The organism is Methanofollis sp. (genome assembly GCF_028702905.1).
In the GTDB taxonomy this organism is placed as follows: Archaea; Halobacteriota; Methanomicrobia; order Methanomicrobiales; family Methanofollaceae; genus Methanofollis.
The window spans coordinates 13,371-39,222 of sequence record NZ_JAQVNX010000009.1; the positions used below are offsets into that span (position 1 = coordinate 13,371).

General features: G+C 59.6%; 24 protein-coding genes and 1 pseudogene. 14 read left to right on the forward strand and 11 right to left on the reverse strand.

From position 1 onward, the window contains the following. Nucleotides 1–504: 504 nt before the first annotated feature. Nucleotides 505–1,653: an iron-containing alcohol dehydrogenase gene (locus PHP59_RS02225; RefSeq protein ID WP_300162933.1), complete on the forward strand. Its 1,149-nt coding sequence runs from the start codon at nucleotides 505–507 to the stop codon at nucleotides 1,651–1,653. Nucleotides 1,654–1,746: 93 nt separating this feature from the next. On the opposite strand, the gene PHP59_RS02230 is transcribed toward PHP59_RS02225, so the two are convergent. From PHP59_RS02230 to nuoE, 5 genes are all read right to left on the reverse strand, one after another. Continuing rightward, on the reverse strand, nucleotides 1,747–3,555 hold the full coding sequence (locus PHP59_RS02230; protein WP_300162936.1) for an aldehyde ferredoxin oxidoreductase family protein: 1,809 nt from the start codon (nucleotides 3,553–3,555) through the stop codon (nucleotides 1,747–1,749). Then, nucleotides 3,555–4,043, reverse strand: a complete 489-nt coding sequence (locus PHP59_RS02235) for a 4Fe-4S dicluster domain-containing protein (protein WP_300162939.1) — start codon at nucleotides 4,041–4,043, stop codon at nucleotides 3,555–3,557. The genes PHP59_RS02230 and PHP59_RS02235 overlap by 1 nt, the downstream gene beginning before the upstream one ends. Nucleotides 4,044–4,212: 169 nt before the next feature. After that, nucleotides 4,213–4,980: a 2Fe-2S iron-sulfur cluster-binding protein gene (locus PHP59_RS02240; protein WP_300163000.1), complete on the reverse strand. Its 768-nt coding sequence runs from the start codon at nucleotides 4,978–4,980 to the stop codon at nucleotides 4,213–4,215. A 2-nt stretch (nucleotides 4,981–4,982) separates the two neighbouring features. Beyond that, on the reverse strand, nucleotides 4,983–6,857 hold the full coding sequence (locus PHP59_RS02245) for an NADH-ubiquinone oxidoreductase-F iron-sulfur binding region domain-containing protein (protein WP_300162942.1): 1,875 nt from the start codon (nucleotides 6,855–6,857) through the stop codon (nucleotides 4,983–4,985). Further along, nucleotides 6,838–7,305: an NADH-quinone oxidoreductase subunit NuoE gene (gene nuoE, locus PHP59_RS02250; protein ID WP_300163003.1), complete on the reverse strand. Its 468-nt coding sequence runs from the start codon at nucleotides 7,303–7,305 to the stop codon at nucleotides 6,838–6,840. The genes PHP59_RS02245 and nuoE overlap by 20 nt, the downstream gene beginning before the upstream one ends. A 500-nt stretch (nucleotides 7,306–7,805) precedes the next feature. On the opposite strand from nuoE, the gene npdG reads away from it, so the two are divergent. From npdG to pyrF, 4 genes are all read left to right on the forward strand, one after another. After that, nucleotides 7,806–8,453, forward strand: a complete 648-nt coding sequence (gene npdG / locus PHP59_RS02255; RefSeq protein ID WP_300162945.1) for an NADPH-dependent F420 reductase — start codon at nucleotides 7,806–7,808, stop codon at nucleotides 8,451–8,453. Nucleotides 8,454–8,931: 478 nt separating this feature from the next. Continuing rightward, complete coding sequence (locus PHP59_RS02260) at nucleotides 8,932–10,080, forward strand: iron-containing alcohol dehydrogenase (RefSeq protein WP_300162948.1); 1,149 nt, start codon at nucleotides 8,932–8,934, stop codon at nucleotides 10,078–10,080. Between the two features lie 323 nt (nucleotides 10,081–10,403). Beyond that, nucleotides 10,404–11,351 (forward strand): deoxyhypusine synthase, encoded by a 948-nt coding sequence (locus tag PHP59_RS02265; protein WP_300162952.1) that lies wholly within the window; start codon nucleotides 10,404–10,406, stop codon nucleotides 11,349–11,351. After that, complete coding sequence (pyrF, locus tag PHP59_RS02270) at nucleotides 11,344–11,979, forward strand: orotidine-5'-phosphate decarboxylase (RefSeq protein WP_300162955.1); 636 nt, start codon at nucleotides 11,344–11,346, stop codon at nucleotides 11,977–11,979. The genes PHP59_RS02265 and pyrF overlap by 8 nt, the downstream gene beginning before the upstream one ends. A gap of 204 nt (nucleotides 11,980–12,183) precedes the next feature. Here the strand turns inward: pyrF and PHP59_RS02275 are convergent, their stop codons facing one another. After that, a complete protein-coding gene (locus tag PHP59_RS02275; RefSeq protein WP_300162958.1) occupies nucleotides 12,184–13,482 on the reverse strand; it encodes a hypothetical protein in 1,299 nt (432 codons plus the stop codon). A gap of 468 nt (nucleotides 13,483–13,950) precedes the next feature. Between PHP59_RS02275 and nrdD the strand changes: the two genes are divergently transcribed. After that, nucleotides 13,951–14,313 (forward strand): anaerobic ribonucleoside-triphosphate reductase, encoded by a 363-nt coding sequence (nrdD, locus tag PHP59_RS02280; protein ID WP_300162961.1) that lies wholly within the window; start codon nucleotides 13,951–13,953, stop codon nucleotides 14,311–14,313. Then, the gene (locus tag PHP59_RS02285; protein WP_300162964.1) at nucleotides 14,310–15,221 is read left to right on the forward strand and encodes an adenosylcobinamide amidohydrolase; all 912 of its coding nucleotides are present in this window, start codon (nucleotides 14,310–14,312) and stop codon (nucleotides 15,219–15,221) included. The genes nrdD and PHP59_RS02285 overlap by 4 nt, the downstream gene beginning before the upstream one ends. A gap of 2 nt (nucleotides 15,222–15,223) precedes the next feature. On the opposite strand, the gene PHP59_RS02290 is transcribed toward PHP59_RS02285, so the two are convergent. Further along, nucleotides 15,224–15,415, reverse strand: a complete 192-nt coding sequence (locus PHP59_RS02290; protein WP_067046820.1) for a DUF1858 domain-containing protein — start codon at nucleotides 15,413–15,415, stop codon at nucleotides 15,224–15,226. Between the two features lie 116 nt (nucleotides 15,416–15,531). Between PHP59_RS02290 and PHP59_RS02295 the strand changes: the two genes are divergently transcribed. After that, complete coding sequence (locus PHP59_RS02295; RefSeq protein ID WP_300162968.1) at nucleotides 15,532–16,767, forward strand: nucleotide-binding protein; 1,236 nt, start codon at nucleotides 15,532–15,534, stop codon at nucleotides 16,765–16,767. After that, nucleotides 16,757–17,335, forward strand: a complete 579-nt coding sequence (locus PHP59_RS02300; protein ID WP_300162971.1) for a nucleic acid-binding protein — start codon at nucleotides 16,757–16,759, stop codon at nucleotides 17,333–17,335. Before PHP59_RS02295 ends, PHP59_RS02300 begins: the two co-directional genes overlap by 11 nt. An 861-nt stretch (nucleotides 17,336–18,196) precedes the next feature. On the opposite strand, the gene PHP59_RS02305 is transcribed toward PHP59_RS02300, so the two are convergent. The 3 genes from PHP59_RS02305 to PHP59_RS02315 all read right to left on the reverse strand — a co-directional run bounded on the left by PHP59_RS02305 (nucleotide 18,197) and on the right by PHP59_RS02315 (nucleotide 20,322). Continuing rightward, nucleotides 18,197–18,847, reverse strand: coding sequence for a helix-turn-helix domain-containing protein (locus PHP59_RS02305; protein WP_300162973.1), 651 nt, complete (start codon nucleotides 18,845–18,847; stop codon nucleotides 18,197–18,199). Between the two features lie 142 nt (nucleotides 18,848–18,989). Beyond that, the gene (ribB, locus tag PHP59_RS02310) at nucleotides 18,990–19,661 is read right to left on the reverse strand and encodes a 3,4-dihydroxy-2-butanone-4-phosphate synthase (RefSeq protein WP_300162976.1); all 672 of its coding nucleotides are present in this window, start codon (nucleotides 19,659–19,661) and stop codon (nucleotides 18,990–18,992) included. Continuing rightward, nucleotides 19,654–20,322, reverse strand: a complete 669-nt coding sequence (locus PHP59_RS02315; RefSeq protein WP_300162979.1) for a DUF120 domain-containing protein — start codon at nucleotides 20,320–20,322, stop codon at nucleotides 19,654–19,656. The genes ribB and PHP59_RS02315 overlap by 8 nt, the downstream gene beginning before the upstream one ends. Before the next feature lie 112 nt (nucleotides 20,323–20,434). Between PHP59_RS02315 and PHP59_RS02320 the strand changes: the two genes are divergently transcribed. From PHP59_RS02320 to PHP59_RS02335, 4 genes are read left to right on the forward strand one after another with little or no spacing between them, the layout of a single operon-like run. Beyond that, nucleotides 20,435–21,145 (forward strand): helix-turn-helix domain-containing protein, encoded by a 711-nt coding sequence (locus tag PHP59_RS02320; protein ID WP_300162982.1) that lies wholly within the window; start codon nucleotides 20,435–20,437, stop codon nucleotides 21,143–21,145. After that, a complete protein-coding gene (locus PHP59_RS02325; RefSeq protein ID WP_300162985.1) occupies nucleotides 21,139–22,194 on the forward strand; it encodes a hydroxymethylglutaryl-CoA synthase in 1,056 nt (351 codons plus the stop codon). Before PHP59_RS02320 ends, PHP59_RS02325 begins: the two co-directional genes overlap by 7 nt. After that, complete coding sequence (locus tag PHP59_RS02330; RefSeq protein ID WP_300162988.1) at nucleotides 22,191–23,357, forward strand: thiolase domain-containing protein; 1,167 nt, start codon at nucleotides 22,191–22,193, stop codon at nucleotides 23,355–23,357. Before PHP59_RS02325 ends, PHP59_RS02330 begins: the two co-directional genes overlap by 4 nt. Nucleotide 23,358: 1 nt before the next feature. Continuing rightward, nucleotides 23,359–23,748: a Zn-ribbon domain-containing OB-fold protein gene (locus PHP59_RS02335; protein WP_300162991.1), complete on the forward strand. Its 390-nt coding sequence runs from the start codon at nucleotides 23,359–23,361 to the stop codon at nucleotides 23,746–23,748. A 629-nt stretch (nucleotides 23,749–24,377) separates the two neighbouring features. On the opposite strand, the gene PHP59_RS02340 is transcribed toward PHP59_RS02335, so the two are convergent. After that, entirely contained in the window at nucleotides 24,378–25,304 is a 927-nt protein-coding gene (locus tag PHP59_RS02340) for a methyltransferase (protein WP_300162994.1), read from the reverse strand. 31 nt (nucleotides 25,305–25,335) lie between these two features. On the opposite strand from PHP59_RS02340, the pseudogene PHP59_RS02345 reads away from it, so the two are divergent. Continuing rightward, nucleotides 25,336–25,852, forward strand: a pseudogene (locus tag PHP59_RS02345) (3-hydroxy-3-methylglutaryl-CoA reductase); the annotation flags it as partial.

The following is a 25,852-nucleotide window of genomic DNA, read 5'->3' on the forward strand; positions in this document are numbered from 1 at the left end:
CGCCTCACCGTACGTCGAGGCCATCACGCCTCTCGTCATCAACATCGCACGTTTCAACAAGTTGAAGGACGTCGGAGTTTATTTCAGGTAATATTCGGGAGGCTATCTGCCGGGAGAGGTTCCACCCTCTCCGGAATCTTCGAACCTTTCACGCTCGTTTTCCTCATCCTCTGCAGGGTAGGAGAGCCAGGGATCTCGTGATCTCCAGGGCCGGATAGTCCACCATTCCTCCTTCATTCGGTCAGTTCAGGGCTGCACCGCCAATAATAAGAACCTAAAATCCTATGATACATGAATAAAGGCATAAAAACCGACATAGACCATAGACTCGAAGAAAAAAAGCCTTGAATATTTTTTTTCAGTGGCAATTCCCGGATTTATACCTATTCCCGCGCGACGAATTCCGCAAAATTACCCGGCAACCAACAAAATGATATATCTGTGCAGACATTGGGTCACCAATCGCAGGGCCCCCCGCGGGGGCCTGTGAGGGGGGGAAAAGAGATGACATCCACCTATCTGAACCCGCCGGTCGCCCTCATGGGTGCCGGAGCGGTAAAAGATATAGGGACCTGGGCAAAGATGCTCGGGGCAAAGAAGGCATTCATTGTCTGCGGCATTGGTAAGCACGGTAAAGTACTCGCTGAGGAGGTCGGCGCCCTCCTCAAGGGGGCCGGCGTCAATTACGTGATCTATCCGGGTGCCGAACCGAACCCGACGGACAACGCCGTCCACAAGGGCGCCGAGATGTACAAGAAAGAGGGCTGCGACATGATCGTCGCCACCGGCGGCGGGTCCCCGATAGACTGCGCGAAGGGCATCGGGATCATCGTCACCAATGGGGGCAAGATCTATGACTACGAAGGCGGCGGCAAGGTCAAAGAGGCGCTGCCGCCCTTCATCGCCATCAACACCACCGCAGGTACCGCCTCTGAGATGACCAACTTCGCCGTCATCACCGACACACGCCGGCACGTCAAGATGGTCCTCGTCGACTGGAAGATGACCCCGAAGGTCGCGATCAACGACCCCGAACTGATGGTCAGCATGCCGCCCGCACTCACCGCCGCCACAGGCATGGACGCCCTCACCCACGCAGTCGAGGCCTATGTCTCCACCATCGCAACACCGACCACAGACGCCGCAGCTCTGATGGCTATCCATCTCATCGGCAAGTGGCTCAGGCCGGCCGTCGCCAACGGCGACGATATCCATGCCCGCGACATGATGGCCCATGCCGAGTACCTCGCAGGCATCGCCTTCAACAATGCCAGCCTTGGCTATGTCCACTCGATGGCCCACCAGCTCGGCGGCTTCTACAACCTGCCGCACGGCGTCTGCAACGCCATCCTCCTGCCGCACGTCGAGAAGTTCAACCTCATCGCAGCACCCGACCGCTTTGTCGACATCGCCAAGGCGCTCGGCGAGAACGTCGAAGGGCTCTCCACCATCGAGGCAGCAAACAAGGCCATCAACGCCATACGGACGCTCTCCGCGGATATCGGCATCCCGGCAGGGGTGAAACAACTCGGCGCCAAGGAGGAGGACATCCCGACCCTTGCCGAGAACGCGATGAAGGACATCTGCAACTTCACCAACCCGCGTAAAGCGACCAAGGAAGAGGTCATGGCCATCTACAAAGAGGCGATGTAAGAGGCCCGTACTATCAGGGCCAGATAAAGAGATTTTCAGGAGGAACTGCGCCGTTCGGGCCGACAGAACCTGTGAAGAGCAAAAAAGAGGGGCTCAGGCCAGGTCTGCCAGGCCGAGTTCTTCCAGTTTTTTCTTGTTCGGGATGCCGTTCTCGTCCCAACCCCGGATCGCATAGTAGTGCGGCAGCATCTCAGGGAGACGGTTGACCCCGCCCTTTGCCGGCCCGGCCGGGATCGGGTCGTTGAGAAGCCTCGGGGGGAGGACGTCGTCCTTCCCGGAGTAGCCGTTCTTCACGATGAACATCCGCTCCAGGTTGTAGATACGCTCGCCGATCTCCATGACCTTCTCGGTGGTGTAGTCTATCCCTGTCGCCGCCTTCAGTTCAGCGGCGATCTCGTCGGCGCCGATCGCAAAGGAGGCAAAGAGGCAGGTCCCCGAGGCAGAGAGGGCACCGGTGAGGTCCTGGAAGATCTTGAGGATCTCGGGCTTCCCTTCGATGACAGAGGGGTCAATCTTCATGGGCAGGCCGAGCACCTCGGGCGAGATGGTGTAGCCCCGCACATGGCAACCGCCGCGGTTCGAGGTGGCGTACTCCAGACCGATGCCCTGAATCGCACGCGGGTCATAGGCCGGCATCTCCTGTTTCTTGACGGTCATCGAGAGTTCGGGGTGGCCGTACTTCGTGGCAAGGCGGTACGAGCCCGCGGCGAGTTCGTCGCCGAAGCCCTCGCGGTAGGCGGTGGCGCGGGTCAGGGCGACCATCGCATCGGCATTGCCGAATTTGAGGTCGTAACCGGTCTTTGCCGGGTCCAGGGCACCGATGTCGACGAGTTCCATCGCACACGCGATCGTCGAGCCCATCGTGATGGTGTCCAGCCCGAGTTCGTTGCAGAGGAAGTTCGCCTTCAGAACGGCGTCCATGTCGTGGATACCGCAGTCAGAGCCGAAGCACCAGGCTGATTCGTATTCAGGGCCTTCACCGATTTCGTTGTATTTGCCCCGGGCCCGGGCAACACGCCCGCACCCGATGACACAGGCCGAACAACCCTTGTTGTGGAGGAGATGGTTCTTGGTGAGGGTCTCGCCCGAAATCCTGTCAGCATTGGGATCATAGGCCTCGCGCCAGTTCTTTGTCGGAAGCGCACCGCTCTCGTTGATGATATTGACCAGGATGTTGGAGCCGAAAGTCGGCAGGCCCTGGGATGTAACCGGGTTGTCCGCGATCTTCTTCCGTGCAGTGCGGACAGCACCGAGGAAACCTTCCTTGTCAGCGATCTTGATCCCGCCTGTGCCGCGGACGGCGAGGGCCTTGAGATTCTTGGAACCCATCACCGCACCGATGCCGGTCCGCCCGGCCGCACGGTGCTTGTCGTTCATGATGCAGGAGTAGAGGACGAGTTTCTCGCCTGCCGGGCCGATACAGGAGACCTCCGCTTCGGGATCGGTTTCGGCCTTCACGGCGTCGTCAGTCTCGTAGACAGTCTTCCCCCAGAGGTGGGAGGCGTCGCGGAGTTCGACTTTGTCGTTGTTGATCCAGAGATAGACCGGCTTTGCAGCCTTTCCCTCGAAGATGATGAGATCATATCCCGCGTATTTGATCTGCGGGCCGAAGTAGCCGCCCGAGTTCGAGGAAGCGAGGGTGTCGTTCAACGGGCCCTTGGCGACGACATCGTAGCGCCCTGTCGAGATGCCCATCGTCCCTGTCAGGGGGCCGGTCGCAAAGATGAGTTTGTTCTCGGGCGAGAGGGCGTCCACCTTCGGGTCGACCTCGTCCATGAAGTACTTCTCGCCAAGGCCCCTGCCGCCGATGTAGTTCTCTGCGGCGTCCTTGTCGAGAGGTTCCTTCGTGATCGTGCCCTCAGTCAGGTTGACACGGAGCACTGTTCCTGTCCAGCCATACATTATACATTCACCTCCGAGAGACCGGCAGCAATTTTTGCCGAAAATGCCTTCTTCCTCTGGACTGTCGCCGTGTCGGCCGGCAGGTACTCGATGGCCTTTGCCGGGCAGAACTCGGCGCACATCGGGCTGCCGCCACACTGGTCGCACTTCAGCGGATGCTTTGCCGCAGCGCTGTATGCGATGTTGCCGAAGGGGCAGGCCATCACGCACATCCGGCACCCGATGCACCTGGCACCGTCGATACCGACAAGGCCGGTCTCGACGTCCTTGTGAAGGGCGCCCGTCCTGCAGGCGGCGACGCATGCAGGCTTGTCGCACTGCAGGCAGGTCATCGGCACATTCACTCCGGCCTCAAACCTGAGGACAGAGATGTTCGAGACGGTCGGCTTGAATTCACCCACATGCCCGAGCGAGCATGCCAGTTCGCAGGTCCCACAGCCGATGCACCGCTCAGGGGTGATCAGCAGCAGGCTCTCAGTTTTCTCCATTGTAATACACTCCTATAATCGACCTTTAAGAGGGAACCACGTTTAAACATTTCTATAATGGTTGTCCATTATCAGGACGAAAATTCAATTTTTAATGAAAGATTATGTGGATTTTGTTAATATCCAGCCATTACATTCCCGGAAGGTAAGAGGGGGTTTGATTAACCCTTCACACATCCCCGTCCTGCGCTCCACCGGAGAGGGCGATGGCCCTTGCCTCCGCGACCTTGCGGCACCGCGGGCAGAGGATCCTCGCGTCTTTCTGCTCGAACTCAGGCTTCGCCGCTTCGAGCTGCTCTTTTGTCGCAAAAAGATCGCCGCAGATCTCGCAGGCCACGAGCTCGAAGGTGCGGCCCCAGATGGTCCGTGTCCCTCCCTTCTCGGTGATCAGGATCGCACCTGTCGGACAGACCTCGGCACACGAGCCGCAGCCCGTGCAGGTCCTGGAGAGCTCCCCAAAGGGGGTGTTCACCTCTTTATCCCAGCCGCGCCAGACGAAGTCGATGGCGTCGGGGCCGAGTTCGGCGCAGGCACGCACACACCTGCCGCACCTGATGCAGAGATCGATCTCTCCGGTCTGGACAAAACGCTCGTCCAGGGGCTCGGCGCCGTACTGGTCGGCCAGCCTCTGGAGGACGGGCGACTTTGGCGCACGGGCAAGAAGGAGCTGGATGACAAATTTCCTCGCTCTCCTCACGTCCCCGGTGTCGGTGAGGATCTCCACAGGCCTCTGGATCGGGTACATGCAGGAGATGGCAAGGCTCTTTCTCCCCCGGTCGATGACCTCCACCTGGCAGAGGCGGCAGTTGCCGTCAGGCGGCAGGCCCGGATGGTTGCAGAGGGTCGGGATCTCGATGCCCAGGGCACGGGCCGCCTCCAGGGCGGTCGTACCTTTCTCAACCTCTATTTTCTGCCCGTCAATTGTCACGTCAATCATGATCACTCACCCCTCCGCACAACCTTGATCGCCTTGAAACGGCACACGTCCAGGCACGAGCCGCAGGTGACACAGGCCTTCCTGTCGATGACATGGGGCTCTTTCTTTTCGCCGGTTGCCGCATTGACAGGACAGACCTTTGCACAGAGGGTGCAGCCTGTACAGACCTCTGGATCTATCTCCAGGGCGTAGAGGCCTTTGCAGACGCCTGCACGGCAGAAGCCCTCCTTCTCGTGCTCCTCGTACTCCTCGGGGAACCAGTGCATCGTCGAGAGGACAGGGTTCGCCGCCGTCTTCCCGAGGCCGCAGAGCGCGGTGTCCCTGACATTTTCCGCGATCTCCTTCAGGAGGACGGTGTCGCCAGGCCGGGCCGTGCCCGAGGTGAGGCCGTGGAGGAGGCCCTGCATCGCCTTCAACCCTTCGCGGCAGGGCGTGCATTTACCGCACGACTCCTCCACCAGGAAGTCGACGAAGTACTGGGCGACATTGACCATGCAGGTGTGGTCGTCCATCACGATCATGCCGCCAGAACCCATCATCGAGCCCGCGGCCTTGAGCTGGTCGAAGTCCACAGGGCGGTCGAGTTCGCTCGCCGGTAGACAGCCGCCCGAGGGGCCGCCGGTCTGCACGGCCTTGAACGTGCGGTCATTCAGCACCCCGCCGCCGATCTCGAAGATGATCGTCCGCAGGGTCGTGCCCATCGGGACCTCGACAAGGCCGCTGTTCTTGACCTTGCCGACAAGAGAGAAGACCTTCGTGCCCGTGCTCTTCGGTGTGCCCATGGCCCTGAACCAGTCGGCCCCGTTGAGCAGGATCTGCGGGACATTGGCCCAGGTCTCGACATTGTTGAGGACCGCAGGCAGGTCCCAGAGACCCTTCTCGGTGGAACGGATATATTTCACCCGCGGCACACCGGCCCGCCCTTCGATTGAGGTCATCAGGGCCGTGGACTCGCCGCAGACAAAGGCGCCGCCGCCCCGCACGATCTCGATCTCGAAGTCGAAGCCGCTGCCGAGAATGTTCTTCCCGAGGAGGCCGACCTCCCGCGCCTGGTCGATGGCGACGCGGAGGTGCTCGACGGCGAGGGGGTATTCGTTTCTCACATAGATAATGCCACGAGTGGCACCGATCGCATAGCCGCCGATGGCAAGGCCTTCGAGCATCGTGTGGGGGTCGCCCTCCATCACCGCACGGTCCATGAACGCACCGGGGTCGCCCTCGTCGCCGTTCACGACGACAAACTTCTGCGGGGCGTCGACGATCGCCGCAGACTCCCATTTCACCCCTGTCGGGAAACCGCCGCCGCCGCGTCCGCGGAGGCCGGAGTCCTTCACGACCTTCACGACCTCCGCAGGCTCCATGGCGAGCGCCCGGCCGAGCCCGGCATAGACGCCGGCCCGGATCGCGTCGTCAAGAGAAAGGGGGTTGATCCGCCCGAGGTTCTTCAGAACGACATGCCTCTGATGGGAATAAAACGGGATCCCGTCCGGCGACGTGACAGTCTGCTTCTTCGCCGGGTCGCGGTACAGGAGCCTCTGCACGAGTTCACCGGTAAGGACGGTCTTTTCTATGATATCAGGGACGTCCTTCTCCCTGACATGCTGGTAGAAGATCTCGTCCTCGCCCCTCTTCAGGCTGAGCATGACAAGAGGCCCGCGTTCGCAGAAGCCCTGGCAACCAGTCGCCTCGGCCTTCAGGTCCACATCCACTTTCAACCCCTTCTCATCCACATAGGCGAGGAGGGCGTTGTAGATGTTCATGCTCCCGTTCGCAAGGCATCCTGGACCTGCACAGACCCGGATGTACGGGATATCGGGTTCTCCGGCGATGAGGCCGGCCCGGTGGTCTTCAAGGTCTTTAATCATTGCGAAGCGCATCTTTCCTCTCCTCCTCGATGATCTCCGGGATCCGGGAGATGGTCACCTTCCCATAGACCCGCTCGTTGATCATGATGACAGGCGCCATCGCACATGCGCCCAGGCAGTTCACCGTCTGAATGGTGAAGATCCCGTCAGGGGTCGTCTCACCATTCTTGACGCCGAGTTCTTTCTCGATTGCATCGACAAGGCCGGGCGCACCGCGAAGGTGGCACGCCGTCCCATTGCAGACCTTGACAACCTTCTTGCCCTGGGGGACAAGGCTCAGGGCCTGATAAAACGTGGCGACGCTAAAAACCCGGCTTTCAGGGACGCCAAGATAATCGGCGACTTCCCGCATCGATTCGACCGAGATATAACTGTATTGTGCCTGGATATCCTGCAACGCTGCAAGCAGATACCTTGGTTCCGCTGGATAGGTCCCAATTACCTGCCGCACCGTTGGCACTTGTTCCTGTGTCTCTGTCGTTTTCAACCCTCCTTGATATTGATATGAATTGGGTTTAATTAATCAAAAACCCACAAGTATTTACACCTGTTGATCAGGCCATAGAAATCGGTATTTTTCATGATTAAACAGTATAAATGATATATCTTATTTATATAATAATACACAAAATTGAAAATATCTCCTTTGCCCATTCAGGAAAAAGCCATGGGGCCGGCAGCACAAATCCCCCATGGGCCGGGCGCGCACCCGATCCGGCCCACATATGAGCATATTTTACCGACCAGCACCGACGAGGGTGAGGCTGAAAGGCCCTGCCACTGGCCAGGGGGATATAAGGGATTCGATATCAATCAGAGCCCACATCCCATTCTGATTGTCGATAAAAGGTTGGAACATATATTTTCAGGATTCTTCACAATTTTTACGGTCTATTTAGGCATATTGGAAAGATTACCAATCGGAAACACTAATAACAACCGGTGAAATACGCATCGACCATGAAAGTAGGAATCATCGGTGGCACCGGTGGCATCGGACAGGGAATGGCACTGCGGCTCTCACAGAACCAGACCGTCTATATCGGGTCCAGGCTTGAGGAGAAGGCCCAGGCGGCCTGCGAACTCTGCAGTTATGCGCTCAAAGTGCTCGGCCTCCCCTTCGACCTCGTCCCGACCACGAACCAGGGCGTCGTCGACCAGGCTGATGTCGTCGTCTTCTCCATCCCGGCAGAGAATCTGGAGAGGACGATCGAGTCCCTCCAGGGCCTCGAGGGCAAGACGGTCATCAGCCTGATGAACCCGATGGTCAGGGCCGACTTCTTCAAGTACAACCCGCCCGAGGAGGGATCTGCGGCCCTGAAACTCCAGAAACTCCTGCCCAACTCGAAGATCGTCGCGGCCTTCAACAACATCCCTGCCGGCAAGTGGCAGCAGCTCTCCGAACCCCTCGACTACTCGGTCTGTGTCTGCTCTGACCATGCCGATGCCAAGGCAGAGGTCATGGAACTCGTCAACTCGATCTCAGAGCTCAAGGCCGTGGACGCCGGCCCCCTCGCCGTCTCACCGTACGTCGAGGCCATCACGCCTCTCGTCATCAACATCGCACGTTTCGGAAAACTGCGTGATGTCGGCGTCTACTTCAAATAAAACCAGAAACCCTTCTTTTTTCTGCACCGCCTCTGGCCGCACCACATAAAATCGATTTTTTATCTGATCCCGAGACCCCGGAGCCGTCCCCGGACAGCCAGAACAGGGAAGACAGGGGAGAGAACAGACGGTCCCCACTGATCCCGGGGGGAGCGCAGGGATCAGGATCACACCCACCCCAGAAATACAGGATTTTCAGCCCCGAATCGGGCATTTGTCACGATTTATTATATCAGATAGGCACAGAGACAGAAAATATGCATAATAAACCATGATGATTCAAATTGCCATATGCATGACATCTTTCACAAATCAGACCCCGTTTATTGGCCAGATATAAAATTTAAGGATTAATAATTATAAATAAATCATATAAAAGGACATAGGCCTGAGATTAAACCAGTACATTTTATATCCCCTGACAGGAAGGGTTGATTCATAGGGCGCCAGGAATGGTGCCCTCAATGGAGTGGCAAATATGGTATACACATATCTGAACCCGGTAGTTGCCCTCATGGGCGCTGGAGCAGTCAAGGAGATCGGAACCTGGGCAAAGATGCTCAACGCCAAGAAGGCCTTGATCGTCTCTGGCAAGGGCAAGCATGGTCAGGCACTGAACAAGAACATCGCCGACCTCCTTCAGGCATCAGGCGTTGCATCGGCAATCTTCGCCGGCGCTGAGCCAAACCCGACTGACGTCTCTGTCCACGAAGGTGCTAAGATGTACGCAAAGGAAGGCTGCGACATGATCGTCGCCGTCGGCGGCGGGTCCCCGATGGACTGCGCCAAGGGCGTCGGGATCATCGCCACCAACGGTGGGACGATCTACGACTACGAAGGCGCTGGAAAGGTCCCCAAGGCCCTGCCGCCCTTCATCACCGTCAACACCACGGCGGGTACCGCCTCGGAGATGACCAACTTCGCCGTCATCACCGACACCCGCAGGCACGTCAAGATGGCCCTCGTCGACTGGAAGATGAACGCCAATGTCGCGATCAACGACCCCGAACTGATGAAGAGCATGCCGCCCGCACTCACCGCCGCCACAGGCATGGACGCCCTCACCCACGCAGTCGAGGCCTACGTCTCCACCATTGCCACCCCGACCACGGACGCAGCAGCCATCAAGGCAATAGAGATCATCTCGAAGTACCTCCGGCCTGCCGTCGCCAATGGTGACGACATGGTCGCCCGCGATATGATGGCCCATGCCGAGTACCTCGCGGGCATCGCCTTCAACAATGCCAGCCTCGGCTATGTCCACGCGATGGCCCACCAGCTCGGAGGCTTCTACAACCTGCCACACGGCGTCTGCAACGCCATTCTCCTGCCGCACGTCGAGAAGTTCAACCTCATCGCAGCACCCGAGCGCTTCGTCGACATCGCCAAGGCACTCGGCGAGAACGTCGAAGGGCTCTCCACCATCGAAGCGGCCGACAAGGCGATCGATGCCATCAAGAAACTCTCGGTCGACGTCGGTATCCCGGCGGGAGTGAAGGAACTCGGTGCAAAGGAGGAGGACATCCCGACCCTGGTGGACAATGCCATGAAAGACATCTGTGGCCTGACCAACCCGCGCCGGGCCACAAAGGACGAGATCGCGGCCATCTATCGGTCTGCGATGTAAGGCACGCAAGCATTAGACACACCACCATCTTCAGTTCGTACCTGAGAAGCACCAGCATGGACACCAGGGGCCGGCACGGACCCGGGCCCTACAGGAAAAGGACTACATCAATCATAGGGGAGAAAAGGGCTTCACCTCCCCTGAATCTCCATATAGATACTGCATGATGCGGGACGTCGCCGCCCGACACCGCAGAACCGTGGGGGGATCTGAGATACACCGCCATATTTTTTTGATCCACCTCACGCCTCTTTTCATGACAGTGTCCCGGGTCAAAACTGTTAATGGATTGCAGGACAATATCATAAGGAATCTGGTGCCCTATGGAATGCAACTTGGATGAATGCGGCGATCCTGTCAGACAGGTCAGACTTTCGGCAGGGATGACGGCAAACGAACTTGTCCTCGCAATTGGCGGAGCAGGAGCCTACAACGGGGGAGCACTCGCAAAAGCGGCCGACATATACGAAAAAATGCTCCGGGACGAGAAGGCGACGAAGTACTTCGGGCTTGCCGGGGCGATGGTCCCTGCCGGCATGGGCGGGATCGTCAGCGAACTCATCGAGAAGGGACACATCGACATCCTCGTTTCGACCGGGGCAAACCTCACCCACGACACGATCGAGGCGATCGGCTGCCACCACTACCACGGCACCTCGACCTGCGATGACATCAAACTGAGAGAAGAGGAGATCAACCGCATCTACGACATCTTCCTCCCCGACGAGGCCTTCATCCGTTTCGAGGAGTTCATGCAGGACTGCCTCTCCGATATCCCGGATAAATCCGTGATCACCATCTCAGGCCTCCTCCGCCACATCGGTGAGCACCTCGACCACGGCATCCTCGCAACCGCGGCAAAGAACGACGTCCCTGTCTTCTGCCCGGCGGTCCAGGACTCGATGCTCGGCATGCAGTTCTGGTTCTACAACCAGACTCACCACATCGTCGTCGACACCTTCGGCGACATGCACGACATCATCGACCGCTGCTATGCAGCCGAACACGCCGGCGCCTTCCTTGTCGGCGGCGGCGTCCCGAAGAACTTCATCTTCCAGAACAAGATGATCACCCCCTCGGGCTTCGACTACGCGATCCAGCTCACCGGCGACCGCCCTGACCTCGGCGGTCTCTCCGGCGCCACGCTCTCCGAAGCTCAGTCATGGGGCAAGATCAACGAAGACGCGGCCGCAATCACCGTCTATGGCGATGCGACGATCAACCTCCCCCTCATCGCCGCAGCAGTCCTGGAGAGGCTGGAACATGACTGACCTCGTCCTCTCCCTCGACGTTACCGAACGGGCATCCGCACTCACCATCGCAGCGGCCTGCGCAAGGGAAGTCGATGCAATCAAGATCGGCTACCCCCTCGTCCTCGCGGCCGGCCTCGGTATCGCCCGCGACCTCGCAGGCCTCGGGCTTCCCCTCATCGCCGACTTCAAGGTCGCCGATATCCCGAATACCAACACCCTCATCTGCGAGCAGGCCTTCGCGGCCGGTTTCTCCGCGGTGATCGCCCAGGGCTTCCCTGGCCCTGACTCTGTCGCCGCCTGTGTCGACGCCGCCCATGCCCACGACGGGGAGTGCTATGTCGTCGCCGAGATGAGCCACCCCGGCGCGCTCACCTTCTTCTCCGAGGGCGTGCCCGAGCGGCTCTGCAAGATCGTCGCACAGACCGGCGCCGACGGTATCATCGCGCCGGCGACGCGGCCCGAAAGAGTGAAGGCCCTCCGCGCCCTCATCGGAAAAAAGAAGATCCTTTCCCCGGGCATCGGGGCACAGGGCGGCGACCCCGCAGAGGTCGCACCCCTCGTCGACGGCATGATCGTCGGCCGGGCCATCTATGGCGCGGCAGACCCGGCAGCCGCAGCACGGGCCTACGCACCCTACCGCCGATGATGAGAACGACCGTTCCGAGCCGGAACATCCGGCGCTGACGAACCCTATGAGTCCTCTGAGGCGGCAGGCAGGGCCTGTCCCTGCCTGACCACCATCACTTTTACCATCAATTCTCACCACCAGGGCAGAACACCGCTCCGGCACCCGGTGACAGCCAGGTGTGCAAAATATTTCAAAAAAAGAATAGTATTTTTTGAGGCCCGATCAGCCCAGTCTCCAGATGGGAGAACCGCCCTTGCCGAGGTTGGCTTCAAGATATCCAGACGCGGGGTCAGAAGAAACCGGGACCTCGTAGACGAGATACCCGACGACCCGGTCCTTGCGGTTGAGGGTCACATCAGAGTAGACGGAACCGACGCACTCGACATAGGAGGTTTCAGGCTGCTTCGGGAGGTACCTGTCGCCGCCGAGAAGGAGTGTAAACGCCGATGCTTTCGGGGTTTTGAACTTCTGGCTACCCTTGCCTCCGTACCCGAGATGGTTGATCTCCACGAGAACGCAGAGGAATTCCTTCCCATACGGCGACAGGTGTTCGGTCACTATGCCGCCCTTCTCCGTGGTGTACCGGTCCAGATGTGTGACCGGTCCGACCTTCACCGAGATCGTGTTCCCCTCAGGCGCATCCTTGAATTTGTACCGACCCAGGGGAGCGAGAGCGCTGGGGTACAGAGACTGCGCGGTGATCACCTGCGTATTCAGAGCAGGCGCCGAAAGAGAGAGACGTTCAAGGGCGCAGTTAAGGCGGGCCTGACCCTGGACGAGGCAATCATTCCCGCGGGCAAACGCGTCGGCATCACTGAAGGTCGCACCGTACCAGAGGAGAGACCCCGCCTCCTGGTACTTCCCGAGCCCTGCACCGTATTCGCTGAAGGCAGGGGCGCACTCGGGCGGGACAGTGCAGGACTGGATGGTCTTTTCCCGGTCCCGGGCAATGCCGATAAGTTCGTCGGAGAACCGGGCAACCGCGGCATAGTCCTCCATCTCTGCTGCACGGGAGATCTCGCTGATCTTTCCAGTCATCACGTTTGTACCGTCGGCAACCTCGGCCTTCAGGGCATCAGCAGCCATAGCCCGGGATGATGCGTCGCTTCCAGCCCCCGCCGACCCCTGTGCTGCGGATTCAGGTGGTTCGTAGCCGGCGATCGACACCCCCTTCGCGATCTCCGCCACAGACCAGTCGATATTCCGGATATAGGTATCATCTTTCGTGAGGAGGGGTGTGGAGACGTCGACCGCATTCAGGACGAGTTTTATGCAGGTGCCCTTCCCGTCAGCCTTCCTGAAGACGACGGCGACAAAGCCGGGCTTCTCCTTTATCTCCCCCCCATAGAGGGCCCTGGCAATCGTCGTCGCATCCTTTTCGTACCACCACAGGGTATTCTGGAGGTGGTTGCCTTCGGCCGGGCAAACGACCTCGACCTTCACGCCCATCGGGCGCGCCAGATAACCGGGATCAGCAAGATCCGGGTCAGTGATGAGGGGAAAGGCAGTGACATCGGACACGCCCGTACCATTCCCGGCGGACGCGAGAGAATCCGAGATCTCGTCCACGGCCCCCCGGGCCTGAGCCGCATAAAGGGAGAGGGGATCCATGTCTTCAACGACCGCGGTCATCACAGGGGCAGGTTCCTCGTTTTCTGAGGCCGGCCCCAGCAGGGAAGGCAGACCGGGGACGCCGGATCCGTTTCCTCCATGAGAGAAGACAGCGGCAGAAGCCGGAACCGCACATCCGAAGAGAAGAAGGAGGGTGGCGAGCAGGAAGAGTCTGTTATAATTCCTTTCCCCCTTTTTCAATCCCCTGTGATGGCTGATAACGGGATTCATTAAATGCATAGGTATAGGGTAACAATATAACATTATAAAAACTTACGATCTGAGGATATGGGAGGCAGGAACCGACCATTCTATGATTATCGTTGGCAACCGGCCGAAAGAAGCACCCTTTAATAATTTCAGCAGGAAGGATTAAGCATGCAGTGGAGCGACGAGCAACTGGCGCTGGCAAAAAAATACAGGACTTTGTCTGACATCCCGGTCGAGGAGCGCAGGTACAAGTGCCACACCTGCAACCATGTGGTCGGAACCGATCCCTGCCCGGTCTGCGGCGAGACCCAGCTTGAGATCATGTGCCCCCTCGACCACACCCACTGTTCCCACGAGATCGTCTCGGGGATCGAGTACTGCCCCCTTTGCGGTGCCCCGGTCTGCCCGGAATGCGGCTCCCATGACGTCACCCAGATCAGCCGGGTCACCGGATACCTTCAGGACGTCTCCGGCTGGAATGCCGGGAAACAGCAGGAACTCAAAGATAGGGTCAGGTACACCGTTGCATGAGATATTACCACACCCGTGACACCCTTTTTGTGCGGGGAACCTTCAGGGCCGCGAGCACCGGGATCGGCGGCGGGGTCAGGGGAGTGTCGACGATATTCAATCACACGGTCCCGGAAAATTTCGACCATGCCGACCCCCCGCGCTATCTCCGGGAGATCGCTGCCTTGGCCGGGATCGGCGGCGACTTCTTCGGCCTCCTGACCGCTGTCCCGATGCAGTATCTCTGTGTCCTGCAGTACGATTTTATCACGGCTTTTGTCACGGCAGGCGTCACGAACCCGAACCCCGACCCTGACCCTGACCCCGGGCGCCCCCACACGATCAATATCATCGTAACCTCGCGGGAGGGCCTCTCCGACGGCGCCCTCCTGGAGACGATCATCACCGCCACGGAGGCAAAGGCGCAGGCACTCAGGTTGATGGGGTACGACTTCACCGGCACGACCACCGATGCGGTGGCGGTCGCCTGCGAGGGTGAGACGGCCCACACCTATGCAGGCACCTTTACCGGGATCGGCAGGCGGGTCTATGCCGCCGTCCTCCAGGGAGTGCAGGAGGCGCTTGCCCGCCAGCAGGAGAGGATTGTCCGGGATAAACCATCATTTTTCATTTTTTCCCGGTACGGGGGCGACCACTGGGTTGAATGGCGGCCTGAAGGGTGTCCCTACTATCCCTGTCACTTCCCCGGGCAGACCTGCGACTTTTGTTACTGCCCGTTCTACCCCTGCGGGGATAGGGACCTCGGCGATGAGGTCGAAAGTTCGTCATGCGGAACGGTCTGGAGTTGCAGCCGCTGCACCCTCCTCCACGAGCCCGCGGTCGCCGCATACCTGCGGCGGAACCCCGAGGCTTCGCTCGGAGAACTGAAAAAATACCGGACTTCCCTCAGAGGGAAGCCGGAAAAATAATTTTACTCCTGGATGCCGAGCGCGGCAACGAGTTCTTCGAGCGGGATCCCGTGGGCATCCGCGGCCTGCCGGATGCTCTCGCCTCTGCCAATGGCGCAGCCAAGGCACCCCATGCCGAAACGCATCAGGACTTCCGCAGCTTCGGGCTTTGCCTGGAGGAGTTCCAGGATCGTACTGTCAGCGGTAATCGCCATACCCAGAGGTTGGTCGCTCCAGTACTTAAAAGTGCAACAGGGGGCCTGTACCAACTTTCACCCTCCGCCCCTCACACTTTATATCGGGCGGTGACAATGCTCATCTGGAGATGTAGATGGATCTATCTGAAGCAGCACAAAGAATCTCCCGAAAGTTCGAGTCGCAGAAGGTCAAAATCGACCCCGCAGAGGCGGAAAAGAAACTCCGAACCCTCGTCGAGGACTTCGGCGTCAACCTCACTGAGGCTGAGAAGACTGTCTCCGAGAACCTCGCACGCGATCACAACCTCGCGTCCATGCCGGCCGCGTCCTCAGAGATGCGCGAGATCGGGTCTCTTCTTCCTGGCGAATGGGCGACTGTAGAGGGGAAGATCGTCGGTGTCGCAAAGCCGGCCTCAGCCGCGATCAGCCAGAGCGGGACCATCGCCGACGCTACGGGCGCGATCCAGTTCACGGCCTGGGAAAGGGCAAAGGCGCCCCAGATGGAAGAGGGGCAGTGGTACAGGATCGAGTCCGCGGTCGTGGACGAGTACCGCGGCACGCCGAAACTGAACTTCCACAGCGGGACGACGATCACGGCGATCGAGAAGGAGGTCCCGATCATGCCGCAAATGGTCAGGATCTCCGACCTGCGGCCGGGCGTCGCCAGCGTGAAGGTGAAGATGGTCCAGGAATGGGAAGCGCGGCACGAGCGGATCCTCCAGACCGGCATCGTCGGCGACGAGTCGGGCACGATCAAGTTCACCATCTGGAAAGAGGAGGGCATGGAGCGGCTCGAACCGGGGATGGTCTATAACATCTTCTACGCAGCTGTGGACGAGTACCAGGGGCGGCTTTCCATCACCCTCAACGGCGCAAAGTGTTTCCCTGACGAAGAGGCCGAGATCACCGTCGGAACCGGCGCGGCCACCGTCACAGGGGCTATCGTGAATGTAGGTCCGGGATCGGGCCTTGTCAAGCGCTGCCCTGTGGAGGGGTGCAACCGCGTCCTCTCGAAGCGGAACTACTGCCCTGTCCACGAGGTCCAGGACAACTTCAGATATGATATCAGGATCAAGGGGGTGCTCGACGACGGGACGACGGCACACAATATCCTCATGCAGAAGGATGTCGTCGAGGCGGTCACCGGGCTTTCTCTCGACGAGGCGGTAACTATCGCCCAGGAGAGCCCCCTCGGGCTGGACGACGTCTTCTACAAGATCAGGGATGCCGTGATGGGCCGCTACTTCGCCTGTTCAGGGAGCGACCTCGGCGACACTCTCCTTGTAAAGGAATGCAGACCACTCTCCTTTGATACAGACCGGCATACAGAACTTCTCAACCAGATCGGAGGCGAGTCACATGCAGAGTGAAAGTCGTTTCACGCCGCGCTACCAGCGCGAGCCGGCACGCAGGGTCTTCGCGGCCGAACTGCGCGAGGCACATTACCACTTCAAGGACGGAGAGGACGAGAAGAGCCCGACCTATGTCCTCCTCCCGACAGGGGAGAGGTGCAACAGGGTCTTGATCATCGGGTCGATGACCCAGAAGGAAAAGCGGGGCGACCAGAACATCTTCTACCAGATCCGCGTCTCCGACCCGACAGGGACCTTCTTTGTCTCCGCCAGTTCCTTCCAGCAGGAGGCGATGACGCAGGTCTCGAAGATCGATCCTCCGGCATTCGTCGCAGTCGTCGGAAAGCCGAGCGTCTACGAAGCGCCAGACGGCCGGGTCTTCGTCTCGGTGCGGGCCGAGTCGGTGACGGTCGTCGACAAGGAGATGAGGAACTGCTGGGTCCTTGACGCCGCCGAGAGCACCCTGAAAAGGCTCGAAACCTTCGGGACGACCGAGGACTCGAAGCTTGCCGGGGAGCACTACGCCACAAATCTCGACGTGTACCGCCGGATGGCCTATGAGGCGCTTGCCCAGATCACCATCTAAACTTTTTTTGGTCCTTTGCACTCAGGAAGGCCCCAGATCCTATCCCTGTGGTGCCTGTAGGGCAGGAGGGTGTGGCCCCGCGAGACACGGCCCGGGTCGAATACGTCTGCATTTGCCTCTAATCGGGGGGTCCCACCTCTTGTTCAGGGCCATATCACGGAGATCCGGCGATCCGGGCATACCGGCGGCCGTGGGCAGAACAGAGTGGAATCCGACAGGACTCAACGCCCCCAGAGCCCCGGTTATGATTGCAGGTAATGTTCCTCCTCCCGGCTCCCCCCGCTGCCGGGGAGGGGAAGGGAGCGGGGTTGGAAATTGCCCCGATCAGACTCAGGGAAAACCCTCAATATAAGGGTTTACCATGAAAATGATCCAGAATATCGGCTCTCCAGGTTTGAATGATGATTTGATCGCATTGAGCCCCCCAAATAACTGATATGCAGATGACTGAAACACCTTTTGAATGATCAGCCCGCTGCCTTCCCACCCCTACCGCAATCCCGGGGTTCCGGGGATGCGACTGCAAGGAGCTTGAGAAAATCGTAGATTTTCGAGGAGCCCCCGGCGCGTAACTTTTGGGGAGGGGGAACCTCACACTCTTCTTCATAGGATTATGGGGATACATCAACCCGAGCATGAGATTTTCTACAAAGCCGGTCCTTCCATATCCCGAAGAACCGCGATGAGAGATTTTCATGCGGTATGCTTGAGGTGTGCTCTCGGTTCATGCCCGATTCTACAGAGCCCTCTTCTGAATCCCTTGTTCACTCTTCCCTGACCCCATGCGGGGATTTCCCATGATCCGATAGGGAGCGTGCCTTCCCCTTCTCGCAAGGGAAAGGTGACGCTCGAAAAAAAGTATTACTCGCTCTCGACGCCTTCGGCCGGAGAACGCTTCCCCTTCCACTCGCCCTTGAGTTCAGGATATTCTGCAAGGATCTTGGATACCGTGCTCCTGCTCACGCTGAACATCCGGCAGATCTGGGAGATGCTGGTGCCGGAACGGCGGACGGTGATCAGTGCCTCGATCTGCCCGTCGTTCAGGGCGCGTGGCCGCCCGATAGTACCCCGGGGCCCGGACTCTGGACGTGCCGGAGTGCGGGCCGCCTTCTTCATCGTCTCCATGCAGGGGGCCATGTACTCGACAAAATTCCTGACAGCCATGATCCTGAGTTCGGGGTCGTCAGGGTAGCCGAAAAAGTCATCCTTCGCAAAGTAGGGGACAAAACCTTCTTCGACAAGGGACCTCAACTCCTCAACCTCGAACTCCAGATTTTTTGCAAGAGCGGGGAGATCAGGAAAAAGAAGGTGTTCAACCCTGTTTTCCCGTGCATATTCAAGCATCTGCTGATAGCCCTCGCGCATCCTGGGGGCGGTACCGGTCATTCGATGATCACTGAAGAATTTATTAACGGTAAACCGATATTTGCAAAATTCATCAATGATCTCTTTTTGATGCTCCGGGTCGCCCCTTTTCCGCGTGGTAAGGTAGGCTACGGCATCCTTTTTCATATGAAATATTCAAATTCGAGAACATATAGTTTTTACGTTTTTCGATCAAGACCTGCCACAACTTTGGAACAGTTTCAAAATGGGGAGGAGTGAGCATCCCAATTTTCAGGCCCGATCAAGCAAACAAGCAAAAACGCGACGATCAGGCAGATCTCTCTTCCCACTGTTCGAGAACCTCTTTTCCCTCGATGAAAACCAGACCATGGTCGCGGGCATAGGCCTGTGCGTCTTCCTTGGAAAGGGCGAGACCGGTCTCGTCGTCAAGCATCTCGCAGACGACAAGGGCCGGGGTCACCCCGGCCATGGCGGCGAGGGCGATCGAAAGCTCGGTCTGGCCCCTGCGGACGTCGAGCAACCCTTCGGCGGCCCGGAGGAGCGCCACATGGCCGGGAGTCCTGAACTCTGCCTTGAAGTCGTGCCCGCCGCCGTTGAGGGACTTGTGTACCTGGTCGGCGATGGCATTGATGGTCGTCGCACGGTCGCGGTCAGGGATGCCGGTATAGGTGCTCCGGTGGTTCACCCAGATCGAGAAGGACGAGTGGTTCTTACGATCGTATGGGATGTCGCCGAGGTGCTCCACGGCCTCGAAGTCGCGGAGCAGGTCGGAGGCGAAGGGGAGGCCGAGCCTCTTTGCAGCTTCGGGGTGAACGGCGGTACAGATGAGGCCACCGCCATCTTTCCGCATCGTCAGCACGTCGTGCGGGGTGACGGCCTCGGCGCAGATAACAAGGTCGGTCTCGCGTTCACGGTCGTCAAAGTCATAGAGCAGAATAAATTTGCCCGCCTTCAGGGCGGCACATGCGTCTTCAATCATGGGTAACCTCCACCTGTACACTATCGTTGTCATGCAGTCCAAATGTCTCGCGCAAAGGAGCCGGCGAGATGATCTCGATGATCTCTTCAGGGTAGTGACTCCGTCCGGGCTCGATGATCGCACCCGGGCAGTCCCCGATTCTACACGGGAGACATCGTGCGTTTCCAAAAGATCTGCCGTCGGCCTCGAAGCCCTCGATCCCTATCCAGATCAGCCCTTCCAGGCGGCGCTTCACCCGGACACTTTCAGGGTCCAGGCGAACATTGAGCGTGCCGGGATAGGCATCAAATCCAAGTTTTTCGAGGAATTGCTCACGATACTGGGGGTGGTCGATATAGTACCGCCCCTCGCCAAGGCCGCTGATCACTGTCCCTTTGAGGATATAGTAACCTCCCTCCGGCGAAAATATCCGCGTGTACGCCGAGAACTCATGCCGCAGTTCCTCCTCCCCGGCAGGGGCGACGGCGACATACTGACCGTCAGGCCTGACGGTGCGCGTGATCAGTCCGGTTGCTTCGAGTGACTTCAGGCGACGGGATGCCGTCTGCGGGCTGATGTTCAGGGCATTTGCCAGGGACTGTGAGGACATCCAGGCTGAGCTCCGCAGGCCGCCCATGAGCGCAACGACCTTCAGGCACTGGAGATCTCCTGCATCCATCATACACACCACAATTGAGATGCATCCTATATATGAGTTATCAATCGGAAAATTTCGTAGATTGTCGATGTGCGATTCGTTAATTTTTTAATGTGCGTGATTGATATCTACAACCATGAACTCCGAACTGCGTACGCAGCTTGCTGAGAAGATGGCAGGTGAGATTACGCTCTCGGACTCACCGGGGAAAGCGCTAAAAAAGTGGCGCATGAGTTTCGACATCCCCCAGGGGGTACTCTCAGAGAGGCTCGGCGTCTCCCCTTCCGTCATATCCGACTATGAGGGAGGAAGGCGAAAAAGCCCCGGAACCGCCGTCGTCGGCAAGATCGTCGACGCCATCCTCACTATCGACGAGGAGAACGGCGGCAGACATATCCAGCGGTTTTCGAGAATTCTCTTCACTAACATCGACGAGGATGTCATCTACGACATCCACGACTACGCCTCCGCAGTCCAGTTGACCGATCTCGCGAAGGCCATCGGCGCCCGCGCACTCTGCGGCACCCTCGACCTCTCGATCTTCGGGTATACCGTGGTCAACAGCCTCAATGCGATCCTGCAACTCTCTGCAAACGAGTTCAACAGGATCTACGGGTGGAGCACGGAGCGTGCACTCATTTTCACGAATGTCTCGACCGGGAAATCTCCCTTTGTGGCGATCCGGGTGACCCCCTTCAAGCCGCGCTGCGTTATCCTCCAGGGACTGGAGGTGGAGCAGGTTCACCCGCTCGTTCCCCGCCTCGCTGAACGGGACCGGATAACCGTCCTGTGCACATCGATGGACGTCGAATCTATTGTCAACACCTTGAGGGAAAAGGAATGGTAGGCATCATTACGTACGGGGCATATGTACCCCGCTTCCGGATCAAAGTCGAGGAGATCGCCCGGGTCTGGGGCGACAACCCCAAAGACATCTCAGGTGGCCTCGGAGTCAGGGAAAAATCGGTCCCTGACATGGACGAGGACACCGCCACGATCGCCGTCGAGGCGACACGCAACGCACTCCGCAGGAGAGACGTCGACCGCGACGCGATCGGCGCCATCTATGTCGGGTCAGAGTCCCACCCCTATGCCGTCAAACCGACGGCGGCAACGGTCGGGGCGGCCATCCAGGCAACACCCGTGATGACTGCGGCCGACTACGAGTTCGCGTGCAAGGCCGGCACGGCAGCCGTGCAGACCTGCATGGGCCTTGTCGGGAGCGACATGGTCAGGTACGGCGTCGCCGTCGGCGCCGACGTGGCGCAGGGCGCGCCCGGCGACGCCCTGGAGTACACGGCCGCCGCGGGCGGGGCCACAATGATCATCGGGAAGGACGATCCCATCGCCGAGATCAACCACACCTGCTCGTACACGACAGATACGCCCGACTTCTGGCGGCGTGAGGGACAGGCGTACCCCCGCCACGGCGGGCGGTTCACCGGCGACCCCGGCTACTTCAAGCATGTGCAGGGCGCGGCCCTGATGATGCTCGAACAGATGGGGACGAAGCCCTCGGACTACGACTATGCGGTCTTCCACCAGCCGAACGCGAAGTTCCCCCAGAGGGTCGCCGGCATGCTCGGCTTCACCCGCGAGCAGATCGCACCCGGCCTTGTGGTGCCGCGCCTTGGCAACACCTACTCGGGTGCCTCGATGGTCGGGCTTGCCGCCACCCTCGATATCGCAAAGCCCGGCGACCACGTCTTCGTGACCTCCTTCGGCTCGGGTGCAGGGAGCGACGCCTTCGACATCACGGTCACCGACAGGATCACGGACACAGATGTCTTTGACAGGGCAGCGGCCCCCTCTGTGGAGCAACTCCTGGCCAACCCGATCTATCTCGATTACGCACAGTACGCCAAACACAAGGGTAAGATCATGGTGCAAAAATGAGAGACGTAGCAGTTATCGGGATCGGATGCACCAAATTCGGCGAGTGGTGGGACCGTTCCTTCAGGAACCTCATTGTCGAGGCAGGCGTTCAGGCGATCGAGGACGCCAACCTTGCAGGTGAACAGATCGACGCGATGTACGTCGGGAACATGAGTGCCGGCCGGTTCATCGAGCAGGAACACATCGGCGCCCTTATCGCCGACTATTCCGGTCTTGCGACCGAACATATCCCGGCGACGAGGGTCGAGGCGGCCTGTGCATCGGGCGGGCTCGCCTTCCGCGACGCCGTGACCGCGGTTGCAAGCGGGATGTCAGACATCGTCGTCGCCGCGGGCGTCGAGAAGATGACAGACGTGGACACGAGCCTCTCCACAGACGCCCTTGCCGGCGCTGCAGACCGCGAGTGGGAGGGCTTTGTCGGGGCGACTTTCCCGGGTCTGTATGCGATGATCGCAAACGATTACATGCACCGCTATCCCCTCACCCGCGAGCAGCTCGCGCAGGTTGCGGTGAAGAACCACTACAACGGCGCAAGGAACCCGATCGCACAGTTCCAGAAGGAGATCACCATCGACACTGTGCTGAACTCGACCCTTGTCGCGGATCCGCTGCGGCTCTTCGACTGCTCGCCGATCTCCGACGGCGCCGCAGCCGTGGTCGTCGCACCTCTGGAGATAGCGAAGAAGTTCACCGATACGCCGATCAAGGTGCTGGCGACGGCACAGGCGAGCGACACCATCGCCCTCCACGACCGCCGCGACATATCGACGCTGGACGCAAGTGTGGCCGCGGGCAACCGGGCCTTCAAGATGGCAGGGCTCGAAAGAAAGGACATCGACTTTGTGGAAGTCCATGACTGCTTCACCATCGCCGAGATCTGCGCCATCGAAGATCTCGGGTTCTGCAAGAAAGGCGAGGCAGGGAAGCTTACCGAGGAAGGGATCACCGCCCTCGGCGGCAAACTGCCGGTGAACACGAGCGGCGGGCTGAAGGCCTGCGGCCACCCTGTCGGGGCGACAGGTATCAAACAGGTCTGCGAGTCGGTCCTTCAGCTCCGCGGCGAGGCCGGAAAGAGGCAGATCGACGGGGCCGAGATCGGCATGACCCACAATGTCGGCGGCACGGGCGCGACGGTCGCCGTCCACATCTTCGGGAGGGACTGAAATGTCGGTACCACGTTTCTGGAGAAAGATCCCGCAGCGCTACAACCTGGAGGGGACGCGCTGCGAGACCTGCGGCAGGTATTTCTTCCCGCCGCGGAACCTCTGCCCGACCTGCCGGCGCGAGGGGAAGATCACCGAGCACACCTTCAAGGGTACAGGAAAGATCGTGACCTTCTCGGTGATCAGGTCGGCAAGCGACCAGTTTGCGAAACTCACCCCGTACGTCCTTGCCATCGTCGAACTCGACGAGGGGCCGAGGATGACGGCGCAGATCGTCTGCTCACCTGAGGAGGCCTATATCGGCATGCCGGTCACGTCTGTCTTCCGCAGGCTCGGCACCGAGGGCGAGAGCGGCGTCATCTACTACGGCACGAAGTTCGTGCCGATGTAAGGCCCCGAGTCCTCCTTTTTTTCAGAACACAAAACTCCGATCCAAAAAAGTCGGCGCCGTCATGGATGCGGCGGCGCCACCAGATATGCGCTTTTTATGGCTCTGTAGAATCAGGCATGAACCCCTGGCTCAAGCATACGTGATGAAAATTTCTCGTTGCAGTTCTCCTGAGTGCGGAGGGATACTTGATTCCTCTCCTTGCAACAGGGCACCTGAAGGATACTGTTCAATTGCCGCCCCCCGGTGCGAGACGGTGGTGAAGATTCTGCGGTCGGGGCGGCACGCCTGATCATCACCCCTTCCCACATCTTCACGCCGGCGGCGCTGCCCCCGGACCCCAACTTAAGATAGGCCCGGGGAAGAGCAAACTGGACATCCGGAGGAGGGAGATTGCCGTATCCACGCTTATCCTGAGCGGGGACGACCGAAGGAGGTCGAGAAAATCTTTGATTTTCGAGGTCCGGTGGCTGCGACCGAAGGGAGCATGAAAAAGCCATCAGGCTTTCGAGGTAGTCCCCCGGCACAGGCACTCCAGAACAGGATATCTACAGAGTTCTCTTCGTAAAGTGATCGCTCTACGCGATGGCCCTACAGAGCCACAAAATAGCCCATTTTCCAGAAACAGGGGATCATTCCCCGACCACGATATCGTACACCGCGTGCCACTCGGCCGGCGAATAACTCCGCACCTGTCTCTCGGCGACCTCCGCAACAGGGAAGGCGCGGATGGCATCGAGGTACTTCCCTTCCTCGTCCTGGAGAGCGTAGAAGTGGATGGTGCCGCCCGGCCTGCAGAGGGCGAAGGCGGCGGAGAGGAAGTGGGAGGACTCCATCGGGAGGTTCATGATCACCCGGTCGAAGGTCCGACCGAAGATGCCGGGAAGATGGGCGGCGTCGGCGAGCATGGGCAGGACGTTCTTTTTCCTGTTCATCGCAATGTTCTCGCAGAGCAGGGAGACGGCCGCGGGGTTGAGGTCAGCGGCGATGACCAGGGAGGCCTGGTCGGCAAGGGAGATCGCGAAAGGCCCGACGCCCGCGAACATGTCGACAACACGCTCGCCCTCCCGCATCGCGGACTGTACACGCTGCCTCTCCGTGGAGAGGCGGGCCGAGAAGTAGGCGTGCGCAAGGTCCACCGCAAAGCGGTGGCCGTGCTCGGTGACGACGGTCCGCGTCGTCTCCTCCCCGGCAAGGATCGCAAACTCCCGCGTCCTGAACTCCCCCTCCACCGGGCTTGTCGGGTACAGGACAGTGTGGAGGGAGGGGCGGGAATGGAGCACCCGTTCGGCCTCGTCGCTGTCTTCCTCCATGAGGATCGCGATCCCGCCGACGAGTTCGTGGCGGGGGAGTTCCTCCCGCCTGGGGAAGGCGGCGAAGACCGCCTTTTCAGCCCCGTCCGTCTCTTCCAGGAGGGGCAGGAGGAGGTCGTCCCCCTCGGCCCGCGGCCTGTGGGCCCTGTCCAGGAGTTCACGTGCAATCAGGTCCCGTCTCGCCTCTTCCGCATGCTTCTTTGCCACTCGCAGGCACCAGATCTCGTCGCCGTCCTCACCGTGCATCTTTATCCCCAAAAATCCCGATACTGATCTCATGGATGATGCTCTCGCAAGACTAAAAAATGGAACTCTCAAACTCTACGCCCTGGAGGCCGAACTCCCGCCCGAAGAGGCCGTCAGGGTGAGGCGCGAGTATATCGAGGGTGAGAGCGGGGCCGATCTCGGTGCGCTCGGCACTTTCTCCATCGGCATCGACAGGGTGGTGAAGAGGAACATCGAGAACATGATCGGCGCCGTCCAGGTGCCGGTAGGCGTCGCCGGACCCCTGAAGATCAACGGCGAGTACGCGGAAGGCACCTACTGGCTCCCCCTCGCGACGACAGAGGGCGCGCTCGTCGCCTCGGCCAACAGGGGCGCCTCCGCTATCACGAAGGCGGGAGGGGCCGACGTCAGGGTCCTCTCCGACGCCATGACCCGCGCTCCGGTCTTTGCCGCCCGCGACATCGTGCATGCCAAGGAGGTCGCGGACTGGGCCGGGGCCCATCTCGCCGACCTCGCCGCTGCCGCCGAAAAGACCACCTCCCGCGGGAAACTCCTCTCCGTGACGCCGT

Excerpts from the sequence above, each read along its gene's own strand:
- PHP59_RS02320 (WP_300162982.1), top strand. The coding sequence starts at position 20,435 with ATGAACTCCGAACTGCGTACGCAGCTTGCTGAGAAGATGGCAGGTGAG.
- PHP59_RS02325 (WP_300162985.1), top strand. The coding sequence starts at position 21,139 with ATGGTAGGCATCATTACGTACGGGGCATATGTACCCCGCTTCCGGATC.
- PHP59_RS02235 (WP_300162939.1), bottom strand. The coding sequence starts at position 4,043 with ATGGAGAAAACTGAGAGCCTGCTGCTGATCACCCCTGAGCGGTGCATC.
- nrdD (WP_300162961.1), top strand. The coding sequence starts at position 13,951 with ATGCAGTGGAGCGACGAGCAACTGGCGCTGGCAAAAAAATACAGGACT.
- PHP59_RS02265 (WP_300162952.1), top strand. The coding sequence starts at position 10,404 with ATGGAATGCAACTTGGATGAATGCGGCGATCCTGTCAGACAGGTCAGA.
- PHP59_RS02305 (WP_300162973.1), bottom strand. The coding sequence starts at position 18,847 with ATGAAAAAGGATGCCGTAGCCTACCTTACCACGCGGAAAAGGGGCGAC.
- ribB (WP_300162976.1), bottom strand. The coding sequence starts at position 19,661 with ATGATTGAAGACGCATGTGCCGCCCTGAAGGCGGGCAAATTTATTCTG.
- pyrF (WP_300162955.1), top strand. The coding sequence starts at position 11,344 with ATGACTGACCTCGTCCTCTCCCTCGACGTTACCGAACGGGCATCCGCA.
- PHP59_RS02290 (WP_067046820.1), bottom strand. The coding sequence starts at position 15,415 with ATGGCGATTACCGCTGACAGTACGATCCTGGAACTCCTCCAGGCAAAG.
- PHP59_RS02225 (WP_300162933.1), top strand. The coding sequence starts at position 505 with ATGACATCCACCTATCTGAACCCGCCGGTCGCCCTCATGGGTGCCGGA.
- PHP59_RS02230 (WP_300162936.1), bottom strand. The coding sequence starts at position 3,555 with ATGTATGGCTGGACAGGAACAGTGCTCCGTGTCAACCTGACTGAGGGC.
- PHP59_RS02335 (WP_300162991.1), top strand. The coding sequence starts at position 23,359 with ATGTCGGTACCACGTTTCTGGAGAAAGATCCCGCAGCGCTACAACCTG.
- PHP59_RS02260 (WP_300162948.1), top strand. The coding sequence starts at position 8,932 with ATGGTATACACATATCTGAACCCGGTAGTTGCCCTCATGGGCGCTGGA.
- PHP59_RS02295 (WP_300162968.1), top strand. The coding sequence starts at position 15,532 with ATGGATCTATCTGAAGCAGCACAAAGAATCTCCCGAAAGTTCGAGTCG.
- npdG (WP_300162945.1), top strand. The coding sequence starts at position 7,806 with ATGAAAGTAGGAATCATCGGTGGCACCGGTGGCATCGGACAGGGAATG.
- PHP59_RS02315 (WP_300162979.1), bottom strand. The coding sequence starts at position 20,322 with ATGATGGATGCAGGAGATCTCCAGTGCCTGAAGGTCGTTGCGCTCATG.
- PHP59_RS02240 (WP_300163000.1), bottom strand. The coding sequence starts at position 4,980 with ATGATTGACGTGACAATTGACGGGCAGAAAATAGAGGTTGAGAAAGGT.
- PHP59_RS02330 (WP_300162988.1), top strand. The coding sequence starts at position 22,191 with ATGAGAGACGTAGCAGTTATCGGGATCGGATGCACCAAATTCGGCGAG.
- PHP59_RS02300 (WP_300162971.1), top strand. The coding sequence starts at position 16,757 with ATGCAGAGTGAAAGTCGTTTCACGCCGCGCTACCAGCGCGAGCCGGCA.
- PHP59_RS02245 (WP_300162942.1), bottom strand. The coding sequence starts at position 6,857 with ATGCGCTTCGCAATGATTAAAGACCTTGAAGACCACCGGGCCGGCCTC.
- PHP59_RS02340 (WP_300162994.1), bottom strand. The coding sequence starts at position 25,304 with ATGCACGGTGAGGACGGCGACGAGATCTGGTGCCTGCGAGTGGCAAAG.
- PHP59_RS02285 (WP_300162964.1), top strand. The coding sequence starts at position 14,310 with ATGAGATATTACCACACCCGTGACACCCTTTTTGTGCGGGGAACCTTC.